At 52.2% G+C, this 16,721-nt stretch carries 14 protein-coding genes and 1 pseudogene; 7 read left to right on the top strand and 8 right to left on the bottom strand.

Annotated features, from left to right (window positions below):
* On the bottom strand, positions 1–1,271 hold a 1,271-nt coding region (locus JW881_16505), incomplete at its 3' end, for a hypothetical protein (protein ID MBN1699122.1).
* Positions 1,272–1,347: 76 nt separating this feature from the next.
* Positions 1,348–1,899: a hypothetical protein gene (locus JW881_16500; protein MBN1699121.1), complete on the bottom strand. Its 552-nt coding sequence runs from the start codon at positions 1,897–1,899 to the stop codon at positions 1,348–1,350.
* Between the two features lie 356 nt (positions 1,900–2,255).
* Here JW881_16500 and JW881_16495 point away from each other — a divergent pair, with 356 nt between their 5' ends.
* The 6 genes from JW881_16495 to JW881_16470 all read left to right on the top strand — a co-directional run bounded on the left by JW881_16495 (position 2,256) and on the right by JW881_16470 (position 9,257).
* Positions 2,256–3,734: a polysaccharide biosynthesis protein gene (locus tag JW881_16495; GenBank protein ID MBN1699120.1), complete on the top strand. Its 1,479-nt coding sequence runs from the start codon at positions 2,256–2,258 to the stop codon at positions 3,732–3,734.
* Positions 3,718–4,899 carry a DegT/DnrJ/EryC1/StrS family aminotransferase gene (locus JW881_16490; protein ID MBN1699119.1) on the top strand — a complete coding sequence of 394 codons (1,182 nt, stop codon included), beginning with the start codon at positions 3,718–3,720 and terminating at the stop codon, positions 4,897–4,899. The genes JW881_16495 and JW881_16490 overlap by 17 nt, the downstream gene beginning before the upstream one ends.
* Positions 4,896–7,010 carry a xanthine dehydrogenase family protein molybdopterin-binding subunit gene (locus tag JW881_16485; GenBank protein ID MBN1699118.1) on the top strand — a complete coding sequence of 705 codons (2,115 nt, stop codon included), beginning with the start codon at positions 4,896–4,898 and terminating at the stop codon, positions 7,008–7,010. Before JW881_16490 ends, JW881_16485 begins: the two co-directional genes overlap by 4 nt.
* Positions 7,007–7,492, top strand: coding sequence for a 2Fe-2S iron-sulfur cluster binding domain-containing protein (locus tag JW881_16480; protein MBN1699117.1), 486 nt, complete (start codon positions 7,007–7,009; stop codon positions 7,490–7,492). The genes JW881_16485 and JW881_16480 overlap by 4 nt, the downstream gene beginning before the upstream one ends.
* Positions 7,476–8,348 (top strand): FAD binding domain-containing protein, encoded by an 873-nt coding sequence (locus JW881_16475; protein ID MBN1699116.1) that lies wholly within the window; start codon positions 7,476–7,478, stop codon positions 8,346–8,348. The genes JW881_16480 and JW881_16475 overlap by 17 nt, the downstream gene beginning before the upstream one ends.
* A 126-nt stretch (positions 8,349–8,474) precedes the next feature.
* A complete protein-coding gene (locus tag JW881_16470) occupies positions 8,475–9,257 on the top strand; it encodes a fibronectin type III domain-containing protein (GenBank protein MBN1699115.1) in 783 nt (260 codons plus the stop codon).
* A gap of 25 nt (positions 9,258–9,282) precedes the next feature.
* Here the strand turns inward: JW881_16470 and JW881_16465 are convergent, their stop codons facing one another.
* Entirely contained in the window at positions 9,283–9,951 is a 669-nt protein-coding gene (locus JW881_16465; protein ID MBN1699114.1) for a hypothetical protein, read from the bottom strand.
* Between the two features lie 79 nt (positions 9,952–10,030).
* The gene (locus JW881_16460; protein ID MBN1699113.1) at positions 10,031–10,933 is read right to left on the bottom strand and encodes a PrsW family intramembrane metalloprotease; all 903 of its coding nucleotides are present in this window, start codon (positions 10,931–10,933) and stop codon (positions 10,031–10,033) included.
* Between the two features lie 79 nt (positions 10,934–11,012).
* On the opposite strand from JW881_16460, the gene JW881_16455 reads away from it, so the two are divergent.
* A complete protein-coding gene (locus tag JW881_16455) occupies positions 11,013–13,388 on the top strand; it encodes a carbohydrate binding domain-containing protein (protein ID MBN1699112.1) in 2,376 nt (791 codons plus the stop codon).
* Between the two features lie 38 nt (positions 13,389–13,426).
* Here the strand turns inward: JW881_16455 and JW881_16450 are convergent, their stop codons facing one another.
* From JW881_16450 to JW881_16435, 4 genes and pseudogenes are all read right to left on the bottom strand, one after another.
* Entirely contained in the window at positions 13,427–14,509 is a 1,083-nt protein-coding gene (locus JW881_16450; GenBank protein MBN1699111.1) for a hypothetical protein, read from the bottom strand.
* 10 nt (positions 14,510–14,519) lie between these two features.
* Complete coding sequence (locus JW881_16445; protein MBN1699110.1) at positions 14,520–15,551, bottom strand: zinc-dependent dehydrogenase; 1,032 nt, start codon at positions 15,549–15,551, stop codon at positions 14,520–14,522.
* 36 nt (positions 15,552–15,587) lie between these two features.
* Positions 15,588–16,394: pseudogene (lsrF, locus tag JW881_16440) on the bottom strand (3-hydroxy-5-phosphonooxypentane-2,4-dione thiolase).
* A gap of 12 nt (positions 16,395–16,406) precedes the next feature.
* Positions 16,407–16,622 (bottom strand): hypothetical protein, encoded by a 216-nt coding sequence (locus JW881_16435; protein MBN1699109.1) that lies wholly within the window; start codon positions 16,620–16,622, stop codon positions 16,407–16,409.
* Positions 16,623–16,721: the final 99 nt, after the last annotated feature.

Here is a 16,721-nt window from a genome sequence, read left to right as displayed (position 1 = left end):
GCGATATCCTTTTCCTCATCAACCGTCGGGGTTTCATGGGTCGGATCGGGAACCGACTTCTCCTTTTGCGGGACATCGGGCTCCTTCTCCGTCAATGCGATCTCTTTTTCCCCCGCCCGCGGCATCTCCTCCGTCGGGTCCGGCGGCTCTTTACCGCTTTGTTCAGGGGGAACCGGTTCCTCCTGAACAAAAGCAATATCGGTTTCTCTCTTTTCAGGGACATCGGTCGATGGATCCGGAACGGACGACTCTTTTTCCGGAACTCGAGGCAAATCGGCCTCCGCGACAACCAACGCCTCCTCTTTTTTCCCAGCGCTCTTTTTATCTTCGACTGTCGGGTTTTCAACGTCGGGGCTGTCGACTGTCGCTACCTCCAGTTCCTCGTCCGTTCTCACCGGGGATTCGAGACTGCTTTCCCCCGTCTCTTCGTCTTTGATGTCGATATCGGCATCGGCGGGCTGATACGCGATTTCATCCGAATCGATTTCCTCATCCGGCCGCGTTACCTCGTCGAGGGTATATGCTTCATCTTCATGGGGTGGAAGAAAGAGGTTTTTTTGAGGTTCCCTCCCGACGCTTTCGGATGCCGTCTCCGGTTCCGCCGTTTCACCCGGAAAGGGTGTCGATTCAGGTGAAACCTCGGGGGTAATTGCCGGTGTCGGCGCAGCCGTTGTCCCGGGTTCGGGGGTCACTGTCGGTTCGGGCATGAAAGCGGCCGTTGCCTCGGGGATGGCTTCCGGTGTCGGGGCCATTGTTGCGTACGGCGTCAGGCCGGGAACGTCCGTGACATACGGATATACGTCGAGATCGGGATTATAGGGGAGATCGTCGGGAAGACCGATCACATCTCCCGTACCGAAGGAGATGACGGACACTTCGACATTAATCACATCATTTTCACCCATACCAAGCTGCCTGGCGCTGTCTTCGGAAAGCAGCAGGAAAACATTCATCGTCTCCGGAATCCTTTGCACGACAATGACCTGAAGCGCCCGGTTGTTCCTGAGATTTCTCACCTGTATCTTTGAATTGATCGGAAAGGAATTCGATGCCGCATACATACCGGGGGAATCGAACGCTCCCTTTCGTATCATCGCGGCATTTCCCTGCCATTTCTGATCGCAGAAAACAGACACCGTCCCCCCTATAAAAAGGAGCAGCAGGACAAAAATAACCGTTATTTCCCAAGATATATCCCGGCACACCGTGCCTTTGCGTGTATTGCCCGAACATGCGGGACTTTTTTCCATGATTTTCCTGTTATTTTCCATATCGGAATCCCTCTTTCGATTAAATACCTTACATAGACAATATACACCACAACCTATTTTGTTTCTGCCGCCGATTTCAGTCCGGCTGTTGATTGTTCCATTCACTCCGGGATATTTTCCTGATATTGCGCAAGAAATAATCATGTATCTTTTCGGAAACAGCCCGGCCGCATTCCATCCAGAGCATTTCCTTGCCGGCCGCATCCTCTCTCCCAGAAGAATCTATGGAAAGATCACCAGAATCCATAAGCCCGGCCGTGCGCAGATCGAAGAGAAAATAACGGGCTTGTACCGAAATTCCGGGGGCTTCACCCTCGCCCGCCGCCGTCTCTGTCCGGACATGTATCCCGACCAGATACCTCGCCCCGCCCCTCAGGGCTGTTTGAAAAAGCCCGTCCATCATCCCCTCCGCCAGCAGGTCTTCTTCGCTTTCACTCACATCATCAAAGACGATGTGCCCCGCATCGAACAGTCCTTCCATTACCCCCTCTTTTACCCTGAACTCGAAGGGGATGCTTTCGCCATTGTACACTTCATGCGAATAAATAAAAAAAGTCTCGGCACACGCCGCCTGCGACACGGCAAAAAGTATCACGAAGACAATTGTCGTACGGGTCACCCTGAACAACACCCTATTCCTTCCATACGGTATAGATACGGGGAATCGAGAAGCCCCCATGAAACGGGAATTTTACGATCAGGCCGCATCGATGTATTCGCCTTCGATCGCGTATCCGGCTCGAAACGGCATTCGGTTGCTTCTCCCCTTTTCTTCATAAATATCGGGATATACGGCCAAAAGGGCGAGTAAAAAAAGAGGCATACCACTTGACTGTATACCGATTGGGTGTACAATAGAACACCGGAAAAAGATAGTGCGTCTTTTTTTTTCGGGTGTTGTTGAGCATGTCACCTTTTTAACCGGTAAAGACCGATACATAAAGAGGGAGCGTATCACGAGAGAAGGAGAAAAAGCGATCAGCGATGATGTGGCATTCTCATAAGCGTATTTATATAATCGGGGCAGGTATCGCGGGAATCACCATCGCGAATGAGATAAAATCCAAGGGCATTTACGGGCGGATAATTTCGTTTCTTGATGATGATCCCGGTAAAATAGGAAAAAAAATCAACGGAATTCCAATTCTCGGCCCCATGGACGATATACTCGAACTGCTCAATCCGACCCCCGATGACGAGGCGATCATCGCCATCCCCAGCGGCACGAGGGATCAGCTGCGGAGAATCTATGACCTGCTGAAAAAAACAAAATTCTCCCGCATCCAGATTCTTCCCCGAATTTCACAAATTATCGAAGGCAACGCCCACCTGATCCAGACACGGGAAATCAATCCCGAAGACCTCCTCGCACGAAATCCAGTCAAAGTCTGCCTCAAGGAAAGCCTGGCATACGTCAGGGGGAAACGCGTCCTCGTCACCGGGGCGGGCGGTAGTATCGGAAACGAATTATCGCGGCAACTTCTTTCTGGCGGCGCGGAACGTCTCTATCTGTTCGGGCACGGTGAAAACAGTATTTATGAAATACAGCGGGAACTCAAACTCCTCCAGGAAGAGGGAGTCGGAGAAAAGGCGACCATCGTTCCGGTCCTCGGTGAATTGCAGGATGCCGATTATATGTTCTTTATTCTCAAACGCCTCAGGGCCGATGTCGTTTTTCATACCGCCGCCTACAAACATGTACCGCTTCTCGAAGAAAATCCGATAGAGGCGATCAAAAATAACGTGTTCGGCACAAAAAATGTCGTTGACGCCGCAATAGCGGCAGGAACATCTCAATTTGTCCTTATCTCGACGGACAAGGCCGTCGAGCCGTCGAGTATCTATGGTGTTTCGAAGTTCCTGGCGGAGCTCATTGTGCTGAACGCGAAAAAAAACGGGCACCACTATATGGTCGTCAGGTTCGGGAACGTCCTCGGTTCGAGGGGGAGTATCCTTCCCCTGTTCAGGGAACAAATCGTAAAAGGCGGTCCCGTGACCGTGACGGACCCGAAAGCGAGCAGGTTTTTTATGACAATTCCCGAGGCCTCTTCGCTGGTATTGAAAGCCGGGGGATTGAATGACAATGGAGATCTCTTTATCCTCGACATGGGGAGGCAGCTGAATATACGGGACATCGCGGAAAAAATCATCCTCTTTTACGGTTATCAGCCGGGAAAGGAAATAAAAATCGAATATACGGGCCTGCGAGCAGGGGAAAAACTGAATGAAAAACTCTGTTCCTGTCGGGAAAAGCAGGTCGCGACCGAGTTTCCGAAAATTAACAAGGTGATCCGGCTCGAAGAACCCGATATTGATCTCGAAACGATCCTCCGGCGCCTCAAACCCATTTGTTATGCGGATTCGTCTCATCCCGAATGTTACAGGAACAGGAGAGAACTCAAGAAAGTACTCGGGAGTGTGATACCCGGATATACGATACCGGACAATGAACCAGAATACTGATTATATACCATTTGCAAAGCCGTGCCTGGGAGTCGAAGAGGAACGGGCCGTGGTGGAAGTACTCAAAAGCGGATGGCTCACGACGGGAAAAGTGACCAGGGAATTCGAAAAGGCCTTCGCCGAGTTTCTCGGGGCCGGCTACGCCCGTGCGGTGAGTTCCGGTACGGCCGGCCTTCACCTCTGTCTCGAAGCCGTCGGGGTGAAAGAAGGAACCCGCGTCGTCACCACGCCCTATACCTTTACCGCATCCGCGGAGACGATCCGGTACCTTGGCGCCGATCCCCTCTTTGTCGATATAGAGGAAGATACCTACAATATCGATCCCCGGCTCGTCGAACGAGTCCTTTTTGAACGACCTGCCGGGATCTCCGCGGTCCTTCCCGTTCATATCGCCGGACTTCCGTGCAACATGAGCCTTATCACGGAGGTCTCTCAGCGCGCCGGCGTCCCCGTTGTCGAAGACGCCGCACATGCGTTTCCGGTCAGATACGGAGACCGGTATGCGGGGACCATCGGAACGGCCGGCGTCTTTTCGTTTTACGCCAATAAAACGATTACCACGGGTGAGGGAGGCATGGTGGCTACCGATGACGAGGAGGTCGCCGGACGGATATCGATCATGAGGTTCCATGGTATCGACAGGGAATCGTGGGACAGGTATACTTCGCCGCACGCTTCATGGTACTACAATGTCGTCGAGGCGGGTTTCAAATACAATCTTACCGACATCGCCTCGTCAATCGGTCTTGCACAACTTAAAAAAGCCGAAATCTTTCTTGCAAGGAGAAAAAAAATCGCACATCGGTATATCGATGCGCTTCGCGGATGTGATTTCTTCACTCTCCCGGCCGGTTCCGTCGACCACGCGTGGCACCTGTTTATGATCAGAATCGTTCCCGGAAAACTGACACTGACCAGGGACGAGTTCGTCCGTAAGCTTGCCGAAGCGGGAATCGGAACCTCCGTCCATTTCATCCCACTCTACCTCATGTCCTATTACCGGCTGCGATACGGTTTGCATGAAAGCCAGTTTCCCGTTACCCAGAAGAATTATCTGGGCAGTTTCAGTATACCGATATACCCCGATCTGTCGGACGAGCAGGTGGAGCGGATAATATCGGCGCTTTTAGCGACAGGAAAAAACGCATATAAAAGGAACTCATGAATACAGCCCAGATCCATAAAAACAAGGTCGCAGGCCAGTCCGTCTTTACCGATGATATTTTTCCAAAAGATCTTCTCTACGGGATCACGGTACGCTCACGGATTCCGCGCGGGGAAATACGTTCCGTCGCCATTGGCGACCTCCCCCCTGCATATACCTCGGTAATGGCATCCGACATACCCGGTAAAAACAGAATTCCCCTGTTCCGCGGGGGTATGCCTTTTCTTGCGCACAAAGAAGTCAACTACATCGGAGAACCCGTTATCCTGCTCGCCGGCCCCGATTATGCCACCCTGCAGAATCTCGCTTATGAAATAGAGATCGAATATAACGATCAAACCCCCTTCTTTTCCCCTGAAGATGAAACGGAAGAACGCCTCACCGACACCATCACCTACTCGAAAGGGGATGTTCGAAGTCTTCTCGAAGGCGGATACAACGCCATCACGAAAAAATATTATACGGGTTCACAGGAACACCTTTACCTCGAACCGCAAAGCGCGATTGCCGCCTGGGACGGTCAAAATCTCGTTTGTCATGTCGCCACACGGGCCCCCTTTCTTGTACGGGAGTGCATCGCGGAAATGCTCGGCCTTTCGAACAGGAAAATACGCGTGATCGTTCCGGAGATAAGCGATCCTTTTGAGGGGAAAATATTCTTCCCGATACTGGTCGCGGGCCATGCGGCCCTTCTTTCATTCCGGACCGGAAAACCGGTAAAGATCGTCTATTCACGGCATGAGGATATTTCCTTCTCATTCAAACGCCCGGCCACGATAATAACCCATACATCGGTGATCGACGGAGAGGGAAAACTGCTGGGCCTGAAAACCGATATTGTTTTCGACACGGGAGCCTACAATGTCATCTCCGATTATCGCCTGAAAAGCACCACGCCGGCCCTGTTCAAACAATACGACTGCGACAATGTCGATGTGAACGTACGGTTTGTTTCGACAAACAAAGTACCTGCCGGCCGATTCAGCGGAAGCGGAGAGCCCCAGATCGTCTTTGCCTCCGAATTGCACGCCTCGATCATTGCAAAAACGGCGCAGATGGATCCCTATATCTGGAAAAAGAAAAACCTGAAACTTCTTCCCGAAGGGATTTCCAGACAGAAAAACAAAACCATCATTCCCCATGCCATCGCGGTTCTGGACGAGGTCATCAACATATCGGACTTCTTACGAAAATACGGGGCATATGAGGCGGTCAACAAACGGAGATTGACACAGCAGGGCATGGAAACACCGCTTCGGGGAATCGGTATATCCCTCAGTTCCCGAAACACCGGATTGGAGCCGCAAAAAGTACTGAAACAATCCGTCGGAGTCAGTCTTCACAAGAATAAAAAGGTCACGATTGCCACCTCTTTGGTCGATCCGGACGGCAGCAAATACAGTTATCTCGCAGATGTCGCTTCCGGGATCCTTAATATCTCCGTCGCCGATATCGACTTCGAATCCATCGATACATCGCGTATTCCGGATTCCGGTCCGACTATGTATTCCCGAATGACATATCTCATCGGCAAAACGATCGAACAATGTTGTCTTTTGATAAACAAAAAAAAGGGGAAAAATCCCCTTCCGATCGAGGTGAAAAGGAAAATAGATATTCCGGACGGGTACAATCCGGCGAACGATAAAAAGGTCCCAACGCCCCCCTGTTCCGGTGCATGGGAAGCCACCGTTGTGGAAGTCGAGGTGGATCCTGTTACGTATATGACGACATGCAGGGGCATATGGATTGTCATCCACGCCGGTCATATCAATATTCCCGAAGCCGCCCGGGAACAGGTCGAAGCGGCCGCCCTCCAGAACCTCGGATTTACCTCGATGGAAGTTCTCGATTTCAAAAACGGCCGTGTGTACCAGAACAGGATTTCCGATTACACAATCCCCGGCATAGAAGACCTGCCCGATATCCGCGTTCACTTTCTTGAAAACGGATCGGGACCGGAACAGGCACCGTCACTCGATCTCGGTGATCAGGCGGTTACCGGGGTGGCGCCCGCCTATATCGCGGCAATAATTCAGGCGACCGGAATCGATGTGACCTCAATTCCGCTCATTCCCGAAACCATTCAGGACCGTATGGAGGAAATGTGACGATTACCTTTGCCTTGAACGGGAAAAAAGTATCCCTCACCGTCCCGGCCGACAAACGCCTTGCCGATATCCTGCGGGTCGATTTCGGTCTGTTGGGAACGAAAATCGGGTGCGGTCAGGGTGAATGCGGAGCGTGCTTGGTTTTCATGGATAAAATCCTGGTCAATTCCTGTCTCGTACCCGCCTTCAGGGTCGACGGGACAGAGATTGTCACGATCGAAGGTTTCAGGCAGACAAAAGAGTACCAGACAATCGAGGAAGCGCTTTTGTCATCCGGGGCAACCCTTTGCGGGTACTGCTCGACCGGAGTCATCCTGGCGATCGAAAATCTGCTGGCACACAACAATCATCCGTCGCGGGAAGCAGTCGCCGGGGCGCTGTCCGGAATTATCTGCAGGTGTAACGGCTACCGTGTCTTTATCGACGCGGCCATAAAAGCGGGGAAACTGAGGGGAAAAAGGAAATATGCAAAAAAATCCTGAAAGCTGCCGGATACACCGCCCAAAAACCATCCACGACCTGCTGGTGTTTGCGGGGGATTATCCCGATGCATTGCTATACGCCGGCGGGACCCGTATCATGTTGGAAGCGGAAGAAACCGGGACCATCGCACGGGAACATATCATTTACCTCGGTGATATCGAAGAACTCAGAAAGATTAAAAGGGCCGAACGTTTCCTCGAAATAGGGGCCGCCGTTTCACTTTCACGGCTGCTCAGTATCGGACCTCACGTTATTCCGGAAGCCCTCTATCATGCGCTGGTCTGTACGGGAAACCCTTCCATAAGGAACATCGCGACACTCGGCGGCAATATCTGCATCGCCTCCCCATATTCGAACATTCTGACCGTTCTCATGGCCATGGATACCCTCATCGAACTGAGAACACAGGTAAAATCCATGTGGCTTCCCATTTCACATTTCCTGTCAAAAAAAGGCAAGGACCTTATCGACAAAGGGTACATCCTCACCCGTATCCGAATTCCGTTCGGAAACTGGAATTACCAGGTTTTCAGAAAAATCGGCAGAAAGAAATCGCAGCAGTTTCCTTCACTCACCTTTTGCGGATTGGCACGATTGAACAAAGGGATTCTCTCCGATGTCCGTTTTACCTTCGGGGCACTCGGTTCGCCGATTTTCAGCAACAGGGGATTCGAAGCGGGATTCATGGGAAGAAAACTGCCGTTACAGGACCGCGTCCGCGATCTTCTCTCATCCGAACTCACCCTGATCCTGAAACCGCAGACCGACAGGTACTCGACCGACCTTTACCGCCGGGCGACGGCGATCAGACTCGTCAAATGGTTCCTGAGCGAACTGAATCAGGCATTGTATTAAAACAACGCCATAATAAAATGACCGGGCCCCCTTCCCGGCTTTCATGATCTTGACATGCAGACATTAAAAGGCTACCTTTGTAGTGGCGGGTGTTTCTTCCGGCCCGGATTGAAAGGATATCGGTGTATGAGGCAAAAGGGATCTGGCGTTTTAATGTATATCACGGTGATCTTCTCATCTATCATGCTGTCGGACGGTTGTCTGCCCTCTTCGATCGCGAATCCGCCCGGCAATCTGGTTTGTACGGCCCTGTCGACGACTACCATTCAATGCAACTGGACGGACTATTCGGATAATGAAGCGGGATTCATTATCGAGCGGGCGGCCGGCGGCGCCGGTTATTTCGAAAAGATCGCCACGGTGGCGCCGGATACGATCGTCTATGACGACGATACATGCAGCGCCGGCACACAATATTTTTACCGGGTGTGCGCCGCGATGACAAGCGGCGGGAACACGGATTACACGAACACAAGCACGGCAATTACCGATTCTGTAGTTCAGGCACACATCAATCCGTTCGACGGCGGAAACGATCCCGAAGTGGTGTTCGAAAATCCGTTATACGATCATACATACCAAATTCATGCCGTGGTCACGAGTGAAACGGAAGAAGGCAAATGGACCTACGACGGGGAATCGACATACACCTATATATGCGGAGATACCGGTACGGGGCCCATCGACGCGATACTCTACACCTTTTACGGATACAACTACGGTCAATTCGCCCTGCGCGTCAATGACATCTGGCGGAAGTTTTCGACACGTGAAGAATCCGATGACACCAAAAGCTATACCGTTACCATCACCGGGCCGTGGTACGGTGCGATGGCCGACGAAGAGGACGGATGGGCCGATAACGCGGGAACATGCACATGTTCCATTACCGATATAACGGACCAGTAAGCGTAATCCGGGTATTTCGATTCACTTATGGATAATAAAAAGGCCCCGTGATTAGACCGCGTTTGATCGACGTGTCATACACATAGATATAATAAGAGAACCCTTCATTCAACTCGCGTTTTCTCGATGTAATCCGCTTTATATCGAGACCGTTCTCATGTACTTCGAGCGGGGGTGCCTGGTATTCCTTTTTTTTATCGTATATCCAGATCGAATAGACCGGGCTTTCGCCCTTTATCGTGAGTGTGTTTTCCCGTATCGCCGGCTCGGGAAAGGTTATTTTCCGTTTGATATTCGGTGTGTTGAGGGTAAAGGACCGTTCGGCGTACTCGCCGCCAAGATCCTGAAGCATGATACGGTAATCGCCTTCAGGGAAAGGCGATCTGTCATGCATTGCCAGGGTATTCGAACCGATCCATATTTGACCGTGCATATCCGCCTTGTACCAGGTTTCCGAATTAATTTCCCAGTACAGATTCTCCTTGTCATTCAACAGGTATATCTTTTCGAGATCCTCGATCCCGTCCGGATCGCCCGCGCTGATAAAAAGGCTTAACTGCTCATATGTCTCCCCGCGCCCGGTATCGCGGCGGATATTGAGCTGCCAGAAAATTTGATGAATTTCGGGAGGTTCTCTCGTGCAACCCGGTAAAAGGAGGCATACCGCCAATAACGGGAATATGATTTTTTTCATAGGCTCTATACATAGTAAATCGCAGGAGGTTTTTATGCAAGCGGAGAAGGAGAAAAGACGCGTCTGTTATATTTCACGTCTATTCGTTGATACCCGTTTCTTCCCCGATCGCGATGATTTCCCTGTCCTGCTGTAATGCCCTTTTAAGCAGTGTGTTGATGTGTATGACGCAAATAATCAGTATCGGGAAAATAAGGTAAACCATCCAGGAAAACCGGGAAGCGAGCTCGTCCTTCGTGCCCGCGAAAAGGACAAAATCATAGAGACCGTGATAGAATATCCCCAAAGCAAGGCCCTTGAAAAAGAGTCTATCCGTTTTATCCTTCCCGGTTTTTGCCAGCCCGAAATAATACCCCATGATACCGGACCAGAGTGCATGACCGGGTACCGCGGTAAAGGCACGGATCAGGGCGGTCTGTACATCATCGATCGAATAAAGAATATTTTCAAAACAGGCGAATCCCAGACTGATGACCGCCATATAGATAATGCCGTCGGTGATTTCATCGAAATACGGATTCCTGAAAATAAAAAACCGCAGCATCCCCGTTTTAGCGACCTCTTCGACCAGTGCGGCGGTAATGAACGCTTCGATAAAGGAAAGCAGCCAGGGATTTTCCATTTTCTCAAGAAAACCCAGAGCAAGCGCGAAAAAAACCGCGGGAAAAATCGAGACAATCCCGAGAAAAAAAGCAAAAAGAATCATTCGTTTCGGTTCTTTTTTATAGGAATCCCTCCTGTAAAAATAGAAAACCAGAAGAAGTGAAGGAACGATCGCGATGACCAGAGAGAGTATTACCGTCATATCCGCCTCTGTTTCATAAATTTCAGCCTGTTTACACCTCAATACAGGGCATAAAAAAATAGTAAGCGTATCGCCGAATAATTGCAAGAGAAAAGAGTACACCTGTCTGCTTAAGCCGTCGATCCATACGCACGACAACGACCGGCTTGCGCAGTGATCTCGACGACTATCCGGCATACCGGTATACCCTCCGGGTGCCGATACCATATGGACAACGCGTATCCCGGCCGGCTATACTGAAAAAGAGGGGGTCCACATGGACGGACGAAACTACAAACCGATTCTTTGCGCTTTCCTTTTTATCACATCCCCGCTTTTCGCTCATGACGCGTACAATCTCATCGAAAACGGCACATTCGAAAGCGGTCTGTCCGGATGGTCGGCACTCTGGACGCGTGAGGCGGGACTCGGGAACGCCGCCATCGAAACCGGGGACGGACACAACGGCACTCATTCACTCAAGATCACCCACAGGGGGACGGAGGATTGGTCGTTCGGACACGAAAAACGCTTCGACGTCATTCCCGGCGAAGTCTATGAATCGGGGGGCTGGGTGAAATGCAGCGGCATGAAAAGCCGGGTTCAGCTTTCCGTCGTTACGCGCGACCACAAAGGAACGGTACTCGACTGGCTGTTCGGAATCACCGAAAGCGGGGGCACCCATGACTGGGAAACGATCTCGCGCCGCTTCATCGTTCCTTCGGGATGCAGCACCATCCAGTTCAGGATAACGGGAAAGGGGACCGGGACATGCCGTCTCGACGATCTTTTTCTCGTTAGATGCAAGGAAGCTCCCGATCCGTCAACCATCGGATTCGATCTTCCCGCCGTGATAGAATCGGGCGGCGTATCCGTTTCATTTCATCCGCCCGGCTATCATATGGCACTGCGTTTCGGCGAATCGTCACCCGCTTACCGCATCGACGGATTCGGATCCCGGTCGTTTCCGCTGAAAATTGTCAAAGAGAAGGACCGTCTTTTGCTCGGGATTCGGAGCCTGTACGGCCCCGACATATCGGCCGAGATCGCCATATCGGACAGCATGACCGTCACCTTTTCGATCCGGGGGGATGGCCGCCTCGATACCGATTTTCCTTTTCCCGGAAGCATCCTCGCCGGGACGGGCGAAAGCTGGGTTATCCCGTCGAACGAAGGTTTGCTGATACCGGCCGACGACCGCCTTTTTCACGCATGGCGCTACGACCTTTCGAGCGGCCACAGCGGGCTTTGCATGCCGTTTATCGGCCTTACCGACGGCGGGCGGGGGATTACCGCCGTGTGCGAAACTCCCGATGACGCGCATGTCGAGTTTCGAAAACCCGATAAAGACGGCACATCGGGGTTCGCCTTCGGCTGGAAACCGCAAAAGGGCGCGTGGGGGTATGAACGAAAAATCAGGTTCAGGTATGTGCCGGAAAACGGGTACGTCGGTATCGCAAAAGCATACCGGCAATATGCCGCGGCGAACGGACTGCTCGCCACGCTGAAGGAAAAACGCGACAAGGTACCGGCGGTCGATCTGCTTGTCGGCGCTGCGGACGTATGGTGGTGGAAAAAGGCCGAATACTGGTCTGCCGATCCCGACTGCGGCGAGGCCGCCCGTGAGTTGAAAAACGCCGGGATGGAAAAAGTCCTCTGGTCGAACAAGGCCTCTCCCGAAGCAATCCGCACGATGAATGACATCGGTTTTTTGACGGGAAGCTATGATATTTACCAGGACGTCTGGGACCCCTCGACGCCGGTATCGTGGCTCAATAAAGAAGGCTGGCCGGAAGACCTTGTCCTCCTTCCCGACGGAACCCGGCGAAAAGGCTGGGTGCACAGGGAAAACGGAAAGGAATACCCGGGCGGTGTGATCTGTTCGAAACGCGGACTCAAGCGGATGAAAACGGCGGTTGCCGTGGACCTCGAGGATCATGCGTACCGGGCCAGATTTATCGATACCACGACGGCCTCTCCCCTCATCGAATGCTACCATCCGGACCACCCCCTCACACGTTCTGACGACCGGCGGTACAAGTCGATGCTTCTGAATCATGTTTCCTCCGTCTTCAAGCTTGTCACCGGAAGCGAAACCGGAGTCGACTGGGCGGTTCCTTATCTTCACTATTTCGAAGGGATGATGAGTCTGGCGCACTACCGGCTTCCTGATGCCGGCTATGACCTCACCTCCTACATCAAACCGCACAGAGAGTTCCTCCGCTATCAAGTGGGACCGTTCTACCGCATTCCGTTGTTCGAACTCGTCTATCATGATTGTGTTTCATCGTTCTGGTATTGGGGGGATTCATCGAATAGAATCCCTCAGGTATGGGACATACGGGACCTGTTCAATATCCTCTACGGAACGGGCCCCCTCTATATCATGGACGACTCACGGTGGCAAAAGGATAAGATGCGATTCATCCGGAGCTACAAAAGGGCGACCGGCGTCTTTCGCAGGACGGGCTACGATGAAATGCTCGAACACAGATTCATCTCGCCGGATCATCTCGTACAATACACCGCATTTTCAGGCGAGACGGAGGTATGGGTCAATTTCTCCGACAGGCCGTACCGGTTACAAAATGGTAATGTTATCGGTCCTTTTGACTACCTGATCGTCGATTCAAAAGCCCGGCCGCCCGGGTAAAATGGCATTCCCGCGGGGCGGTCAATACAGCCGACTTTTCAGGGTATCCGGTAATCGATAACGGTCGCAACGTCGGCATGGGAAGATGTTTCGAGGGAAAAGGAATGATCGACCTTCGCGCTCATGTAATCCCCGGTTTCGTACTTTCTGTCGCCGTTGACATCGGCATAGGCATAGAGAAAATACGTACCCGGGTGGACATGGGAAAAGGTATAGGATGCTGTTCCCGGCGGAAGATAGACGTAGCGTGAAATATATTTTAGATTCTCTTTTTTATAGACGAGTCCTTCGAAAAGGGATTCGGTGGCGAGTATCAGAAAAATCTCGGCGGTCCGTCCGGGAATGGCATCTTCTGCGAATGCGACGGCGACCGATACGCTTCCCATGTACGGCTGCCGTGATGCGGGGTACGGATCGTTTTCAAAGGTAAAAAAAATACTCTCCGACATGTGTCTGAATGCATTCGAAAAATCCTTTACCATGACCGGCAGCGGAAAATCGAGATCGTTTATCGCATCTTGCGCGGCACCGCGTTCCGCGCAGACCGCCTTCCATCTCGAATGGAGGGTGAGGGGCGAGACGGTATTGAACTTGTTCGTGTAAACGTCCATCACGAGTTCATCTTCCTTGAACCTGAACTCGGTGTAGGCACGGGAGCTTCCCGCCCTGAAATCGGAAAACCGGTAATACCCCGCCGATTCATCCAGGTCCTCGATGACTTCATACGTCACGCATCCTTTGTTCCGGAAAACGCCTTCCGTCCGCATCGCGACCTTCAGACGGTCCTCATGCTTCACGATAAAAAAATTAATGATGTTTTTCGTTTCTTCATCGAGTGTCGAATACTGAACCACCTCTCCGGGAGAAACGGGCCTGAAATCGACATACCACCGTTCGAAACTCCCCGCGGGGGTATCCGAAAAAACCGGCCCGTTCCACAGACCGGGAAGCCTCGGCAATATACCGAAACCCATGACCGCCGATCCTTCCTCTGCGGTTTCACCCTGCAAGGGATGTTCTTTTCCGGCGGGGCTTTTATCTTCCGCACTGAGACAACCCGCCGCAAGCAAACCGATACAAACAAAAAGAGGAAAGACACTATGGTATTTTACGTGCTTCATACTCACCCCTTCATTCATTTCGGTGCGGTTCGATAATCACCTTCATCGAATCCCCGGGCCGGGACATAAGCTTGAAGCCTTCTCCCGTCTTTTCGAGGGGCAGGCGGTGGGTGATCGTGGGGACCACGTCGATCAGCCTGTTCGAAAGCATTCGTATGACAACCTCGGCGTCATAAGGGCTGTTCGCGTATGACGGAAGCACGGTAATCCCGTTCCGCCAGAAATCGTTTATGGGAAGCGGCAGATCGATATCCGGGGTGGTGGTGGCGAAACAGAGGATCGTCCCGCCCCGGTCCACCGAATCGAGGGCCTGCTTGAATGCGGGAAACGCTCCGGTACAGACGATGACGAGATCGGCCCCGCGTCCGTCATTGAGAGCCCTGTAGCGGGCGGGCACATCGGATGCGGCATCGATGACTGCCGCCGCGCCGAGCCGGCGGGCCATCTCGAGTCTGAACGGGACCACATCCGTGGTAACCACAGCCCCGGTTCCCTGCGCCCTTGCGCAGATAAGGTGAAGAAGCCCCGATACACCGCTTCCAAGAATGAGGACGGACTGCTCCGGCTTCAAACCCGCAATCCGCTGGCCTCTGACGACACATGCCAGGGGCTCGACAAACGATCCTTCCTCGTAACTGACATTATCGGGAAGAAGGAAGGTTCCCCGCTCGACATTGATCGGAGGAATGCGTATGTATTCGGAAAATCCGCCGGGATGGAAGTTCGTCGTATGCAGGGTTTCGCAGACAGTATGCTTTCCCGCCCTGCAATAACGGCATGTATTACAGGGGACGTGATGATTGACGAAGACACGGTCACCCGGCTTGAATTCGGTCACCCCTTCCCCCGTTTCGACCACCTCGCCCGCGATTTCATGGCCCAGTACCAGGGGGGCCTTTTTCAGACGGTACCATTCAAGAACATCACTCCCGCAAATTCCGCTTGCCGCGACCTTGACCAGCATTTCACCCGCCCCGATTTTCGGCTTATCCATTTCCTCGAGTCTGACGTCGTTATTGTTGTAATACATTGCGACACGCATGGTAAAAATCTTTCACTATATCAATGACCGCTACGGTCATGAACCGCTTTTTATTTCGTTGAACAACTCGTATGCCTGTTGCGGAGAGGCATTATCATGGATTATCGCGCGGAGTGCCCGTATCATGGCCACGGGATACTGGTGTTTCCATACATTTCTTCCCAGATTTACACCGATCGCCCCCCGGCTGATGCCGTCATGAACGAACTCCATGACTTCGAGTTCGGTCTCACAGACGGGACCGCCCGCGATCACGACCGGAACCGGACAACCCTCGACGACCTTCTCGAAATCATCGCAATAATATGTCTTCACCACACTAGCGCCGAGTTCCGCACAGATTCTCGACGCAAGGGCGAGGTACCTCGCGTCACGTTTATCCATTTCCTTTCCGACCGCGGTAACCGCCATGACCGGTATTCCGTATTGTTCGCACCGGTTGACCATCACGGAAAGGTTCTCGAGGGTTTCATGCTCGTAATCACTGCCGACAAACACCGAAACCCCGACTGCCGCGGCATTCAATCTGATGATATCGTCGATCGAGGTCGTCAATGCTTCGTGAGCAAGGTCCTTTCCCACGATACTCGTGCATCCCGAAACGCGGAGAATGATCGGTACCGGCGTTTTCGGGTCGACACAATGCCGCAGTACTCCGCGCGTGACGAAGAGTGCATCGGCATACGGAAGCAGGGGTTCTATCGTCTGCCCCGGTTTTTCAAGACAGGTTGTCGGCCCCTGAAAATATCCATGATCGATCGGCAGAAAAAAACAGCGTCCATCGGCAGGGATAACGCGCGCAAGTCTGTTCGCCATTCCCCAATCCATAGAAATAACCTCCTTGTTAACGGAATATCACCTCTTTTCAGGACGGAGGAGAAGGTATCCTTTTTCAATCAGCCAATGATGAAATTCGTACGTCGAGTGTATACAACCGGCTTTACATATCGTTCTCACCGTCTCGTAATCCGCACTTCCCGGCTTCTGCTTTTCAAGCACTTCCTGGACGGGACACCGGATATCGCGGCAATATTCCCGGCGCTGATACTCACAATAGCCTTCCAAAGACATTCCTCTTCTCCTCGCATGTCGGTGTGATGATATACCTGTGTTATCGTGATGTAACGCAGCGTTTGAGCGTGCATATCACTTTGCGTAAGCATATCACTT

This window comes from Spirochaetales bacterium, from assembly GCA_016930085.1.
GTDB lineage: Bacteria > Spirochaetota > Spirochaetia > SZUA-6 > JAFGRV01 > JAFGHO01.
The sequence above is the reverse complement of the archived record's forward strand: the minus strand, read 5'-3'. Positions and strand labels throughout refer to the sequence as shown.

Bases quoted from the DNA above. Each gene is read 5' to 3' on its own strand.
- JW881_16495 (MBN1699120.1), top strand. From the start codon at position 2,256: ATGATGTGGCATTCTCATAAGCGTATTTATATAATCGGGGCAGGTATC.
- JW881_16490 (MBN1699119.1), top strand. From the start codon at position 3,718: ATGAACCAGAATACTGATTATATACCATTTGCAAAGCCGTGCCTGGGA.
- JW881_16485 (MBN1699118.1), top strand. From the start codon at position 4,896: ATGAATACAGCCCAGATCCATAAAAACAAGGTCGCAGGCCAGTCCGTC.
- JW881_16475 (MBN1699116.1), top strand. From the start codon at position 7,476: ATGCAAAAAAATCCTGAAAGCTGCCGGATACACCGCCCAAAAACCATC.
- JW881_16470 (MBN1699115.1), top strand. From the start codon at position 8,475: ATGAGGCAAAAGGGATCTGGCGTTTTAATGTATATCACGGTGATCTTC.
- JW881_16465 (MBN1699114.1), bottom strand. From the start codon at position 9,951: ATGAAAAAAATCATATTCCCGTTATTGGCGGTATGCCTCCTTTTACCG.
- JW881_16460 (MBN1699113.1), bottom strand. From the start codon at position 10,933: ATGCCGGATAGTCGTCGAGATCACTGCGCAAGCCGGTCGTTGTCGTGC.
- JW881_16455 (MBN1699112.1), top strand. From the start codon at position 11,013: ATGGACGGACGAAACTACAAACCGATTCTTTGCGCTTTCCTTTTTATC.
- JW881_16450 (MBN1699111.1), bottom strand. From the start codon at position 14,509: ATGAAGCACGTAAAATACCATAGTGTCTTTCCTCTTTTTGTTTGTATC.
- JW881_16445 (MBN1699110.1), bottom strand. From the start codon at position 15,551: ATGCGTGTCGCAATGTATTACAACAATAACGACGTCAGACTCGAGGAA.
- JW881_16435 (MBN1699109.1), bottom strand. From the start codon at position 16,622: ATGTCTTTGGAAGGCTATTGTGAGTATCAGCGCCGGGAATATTGCCGC.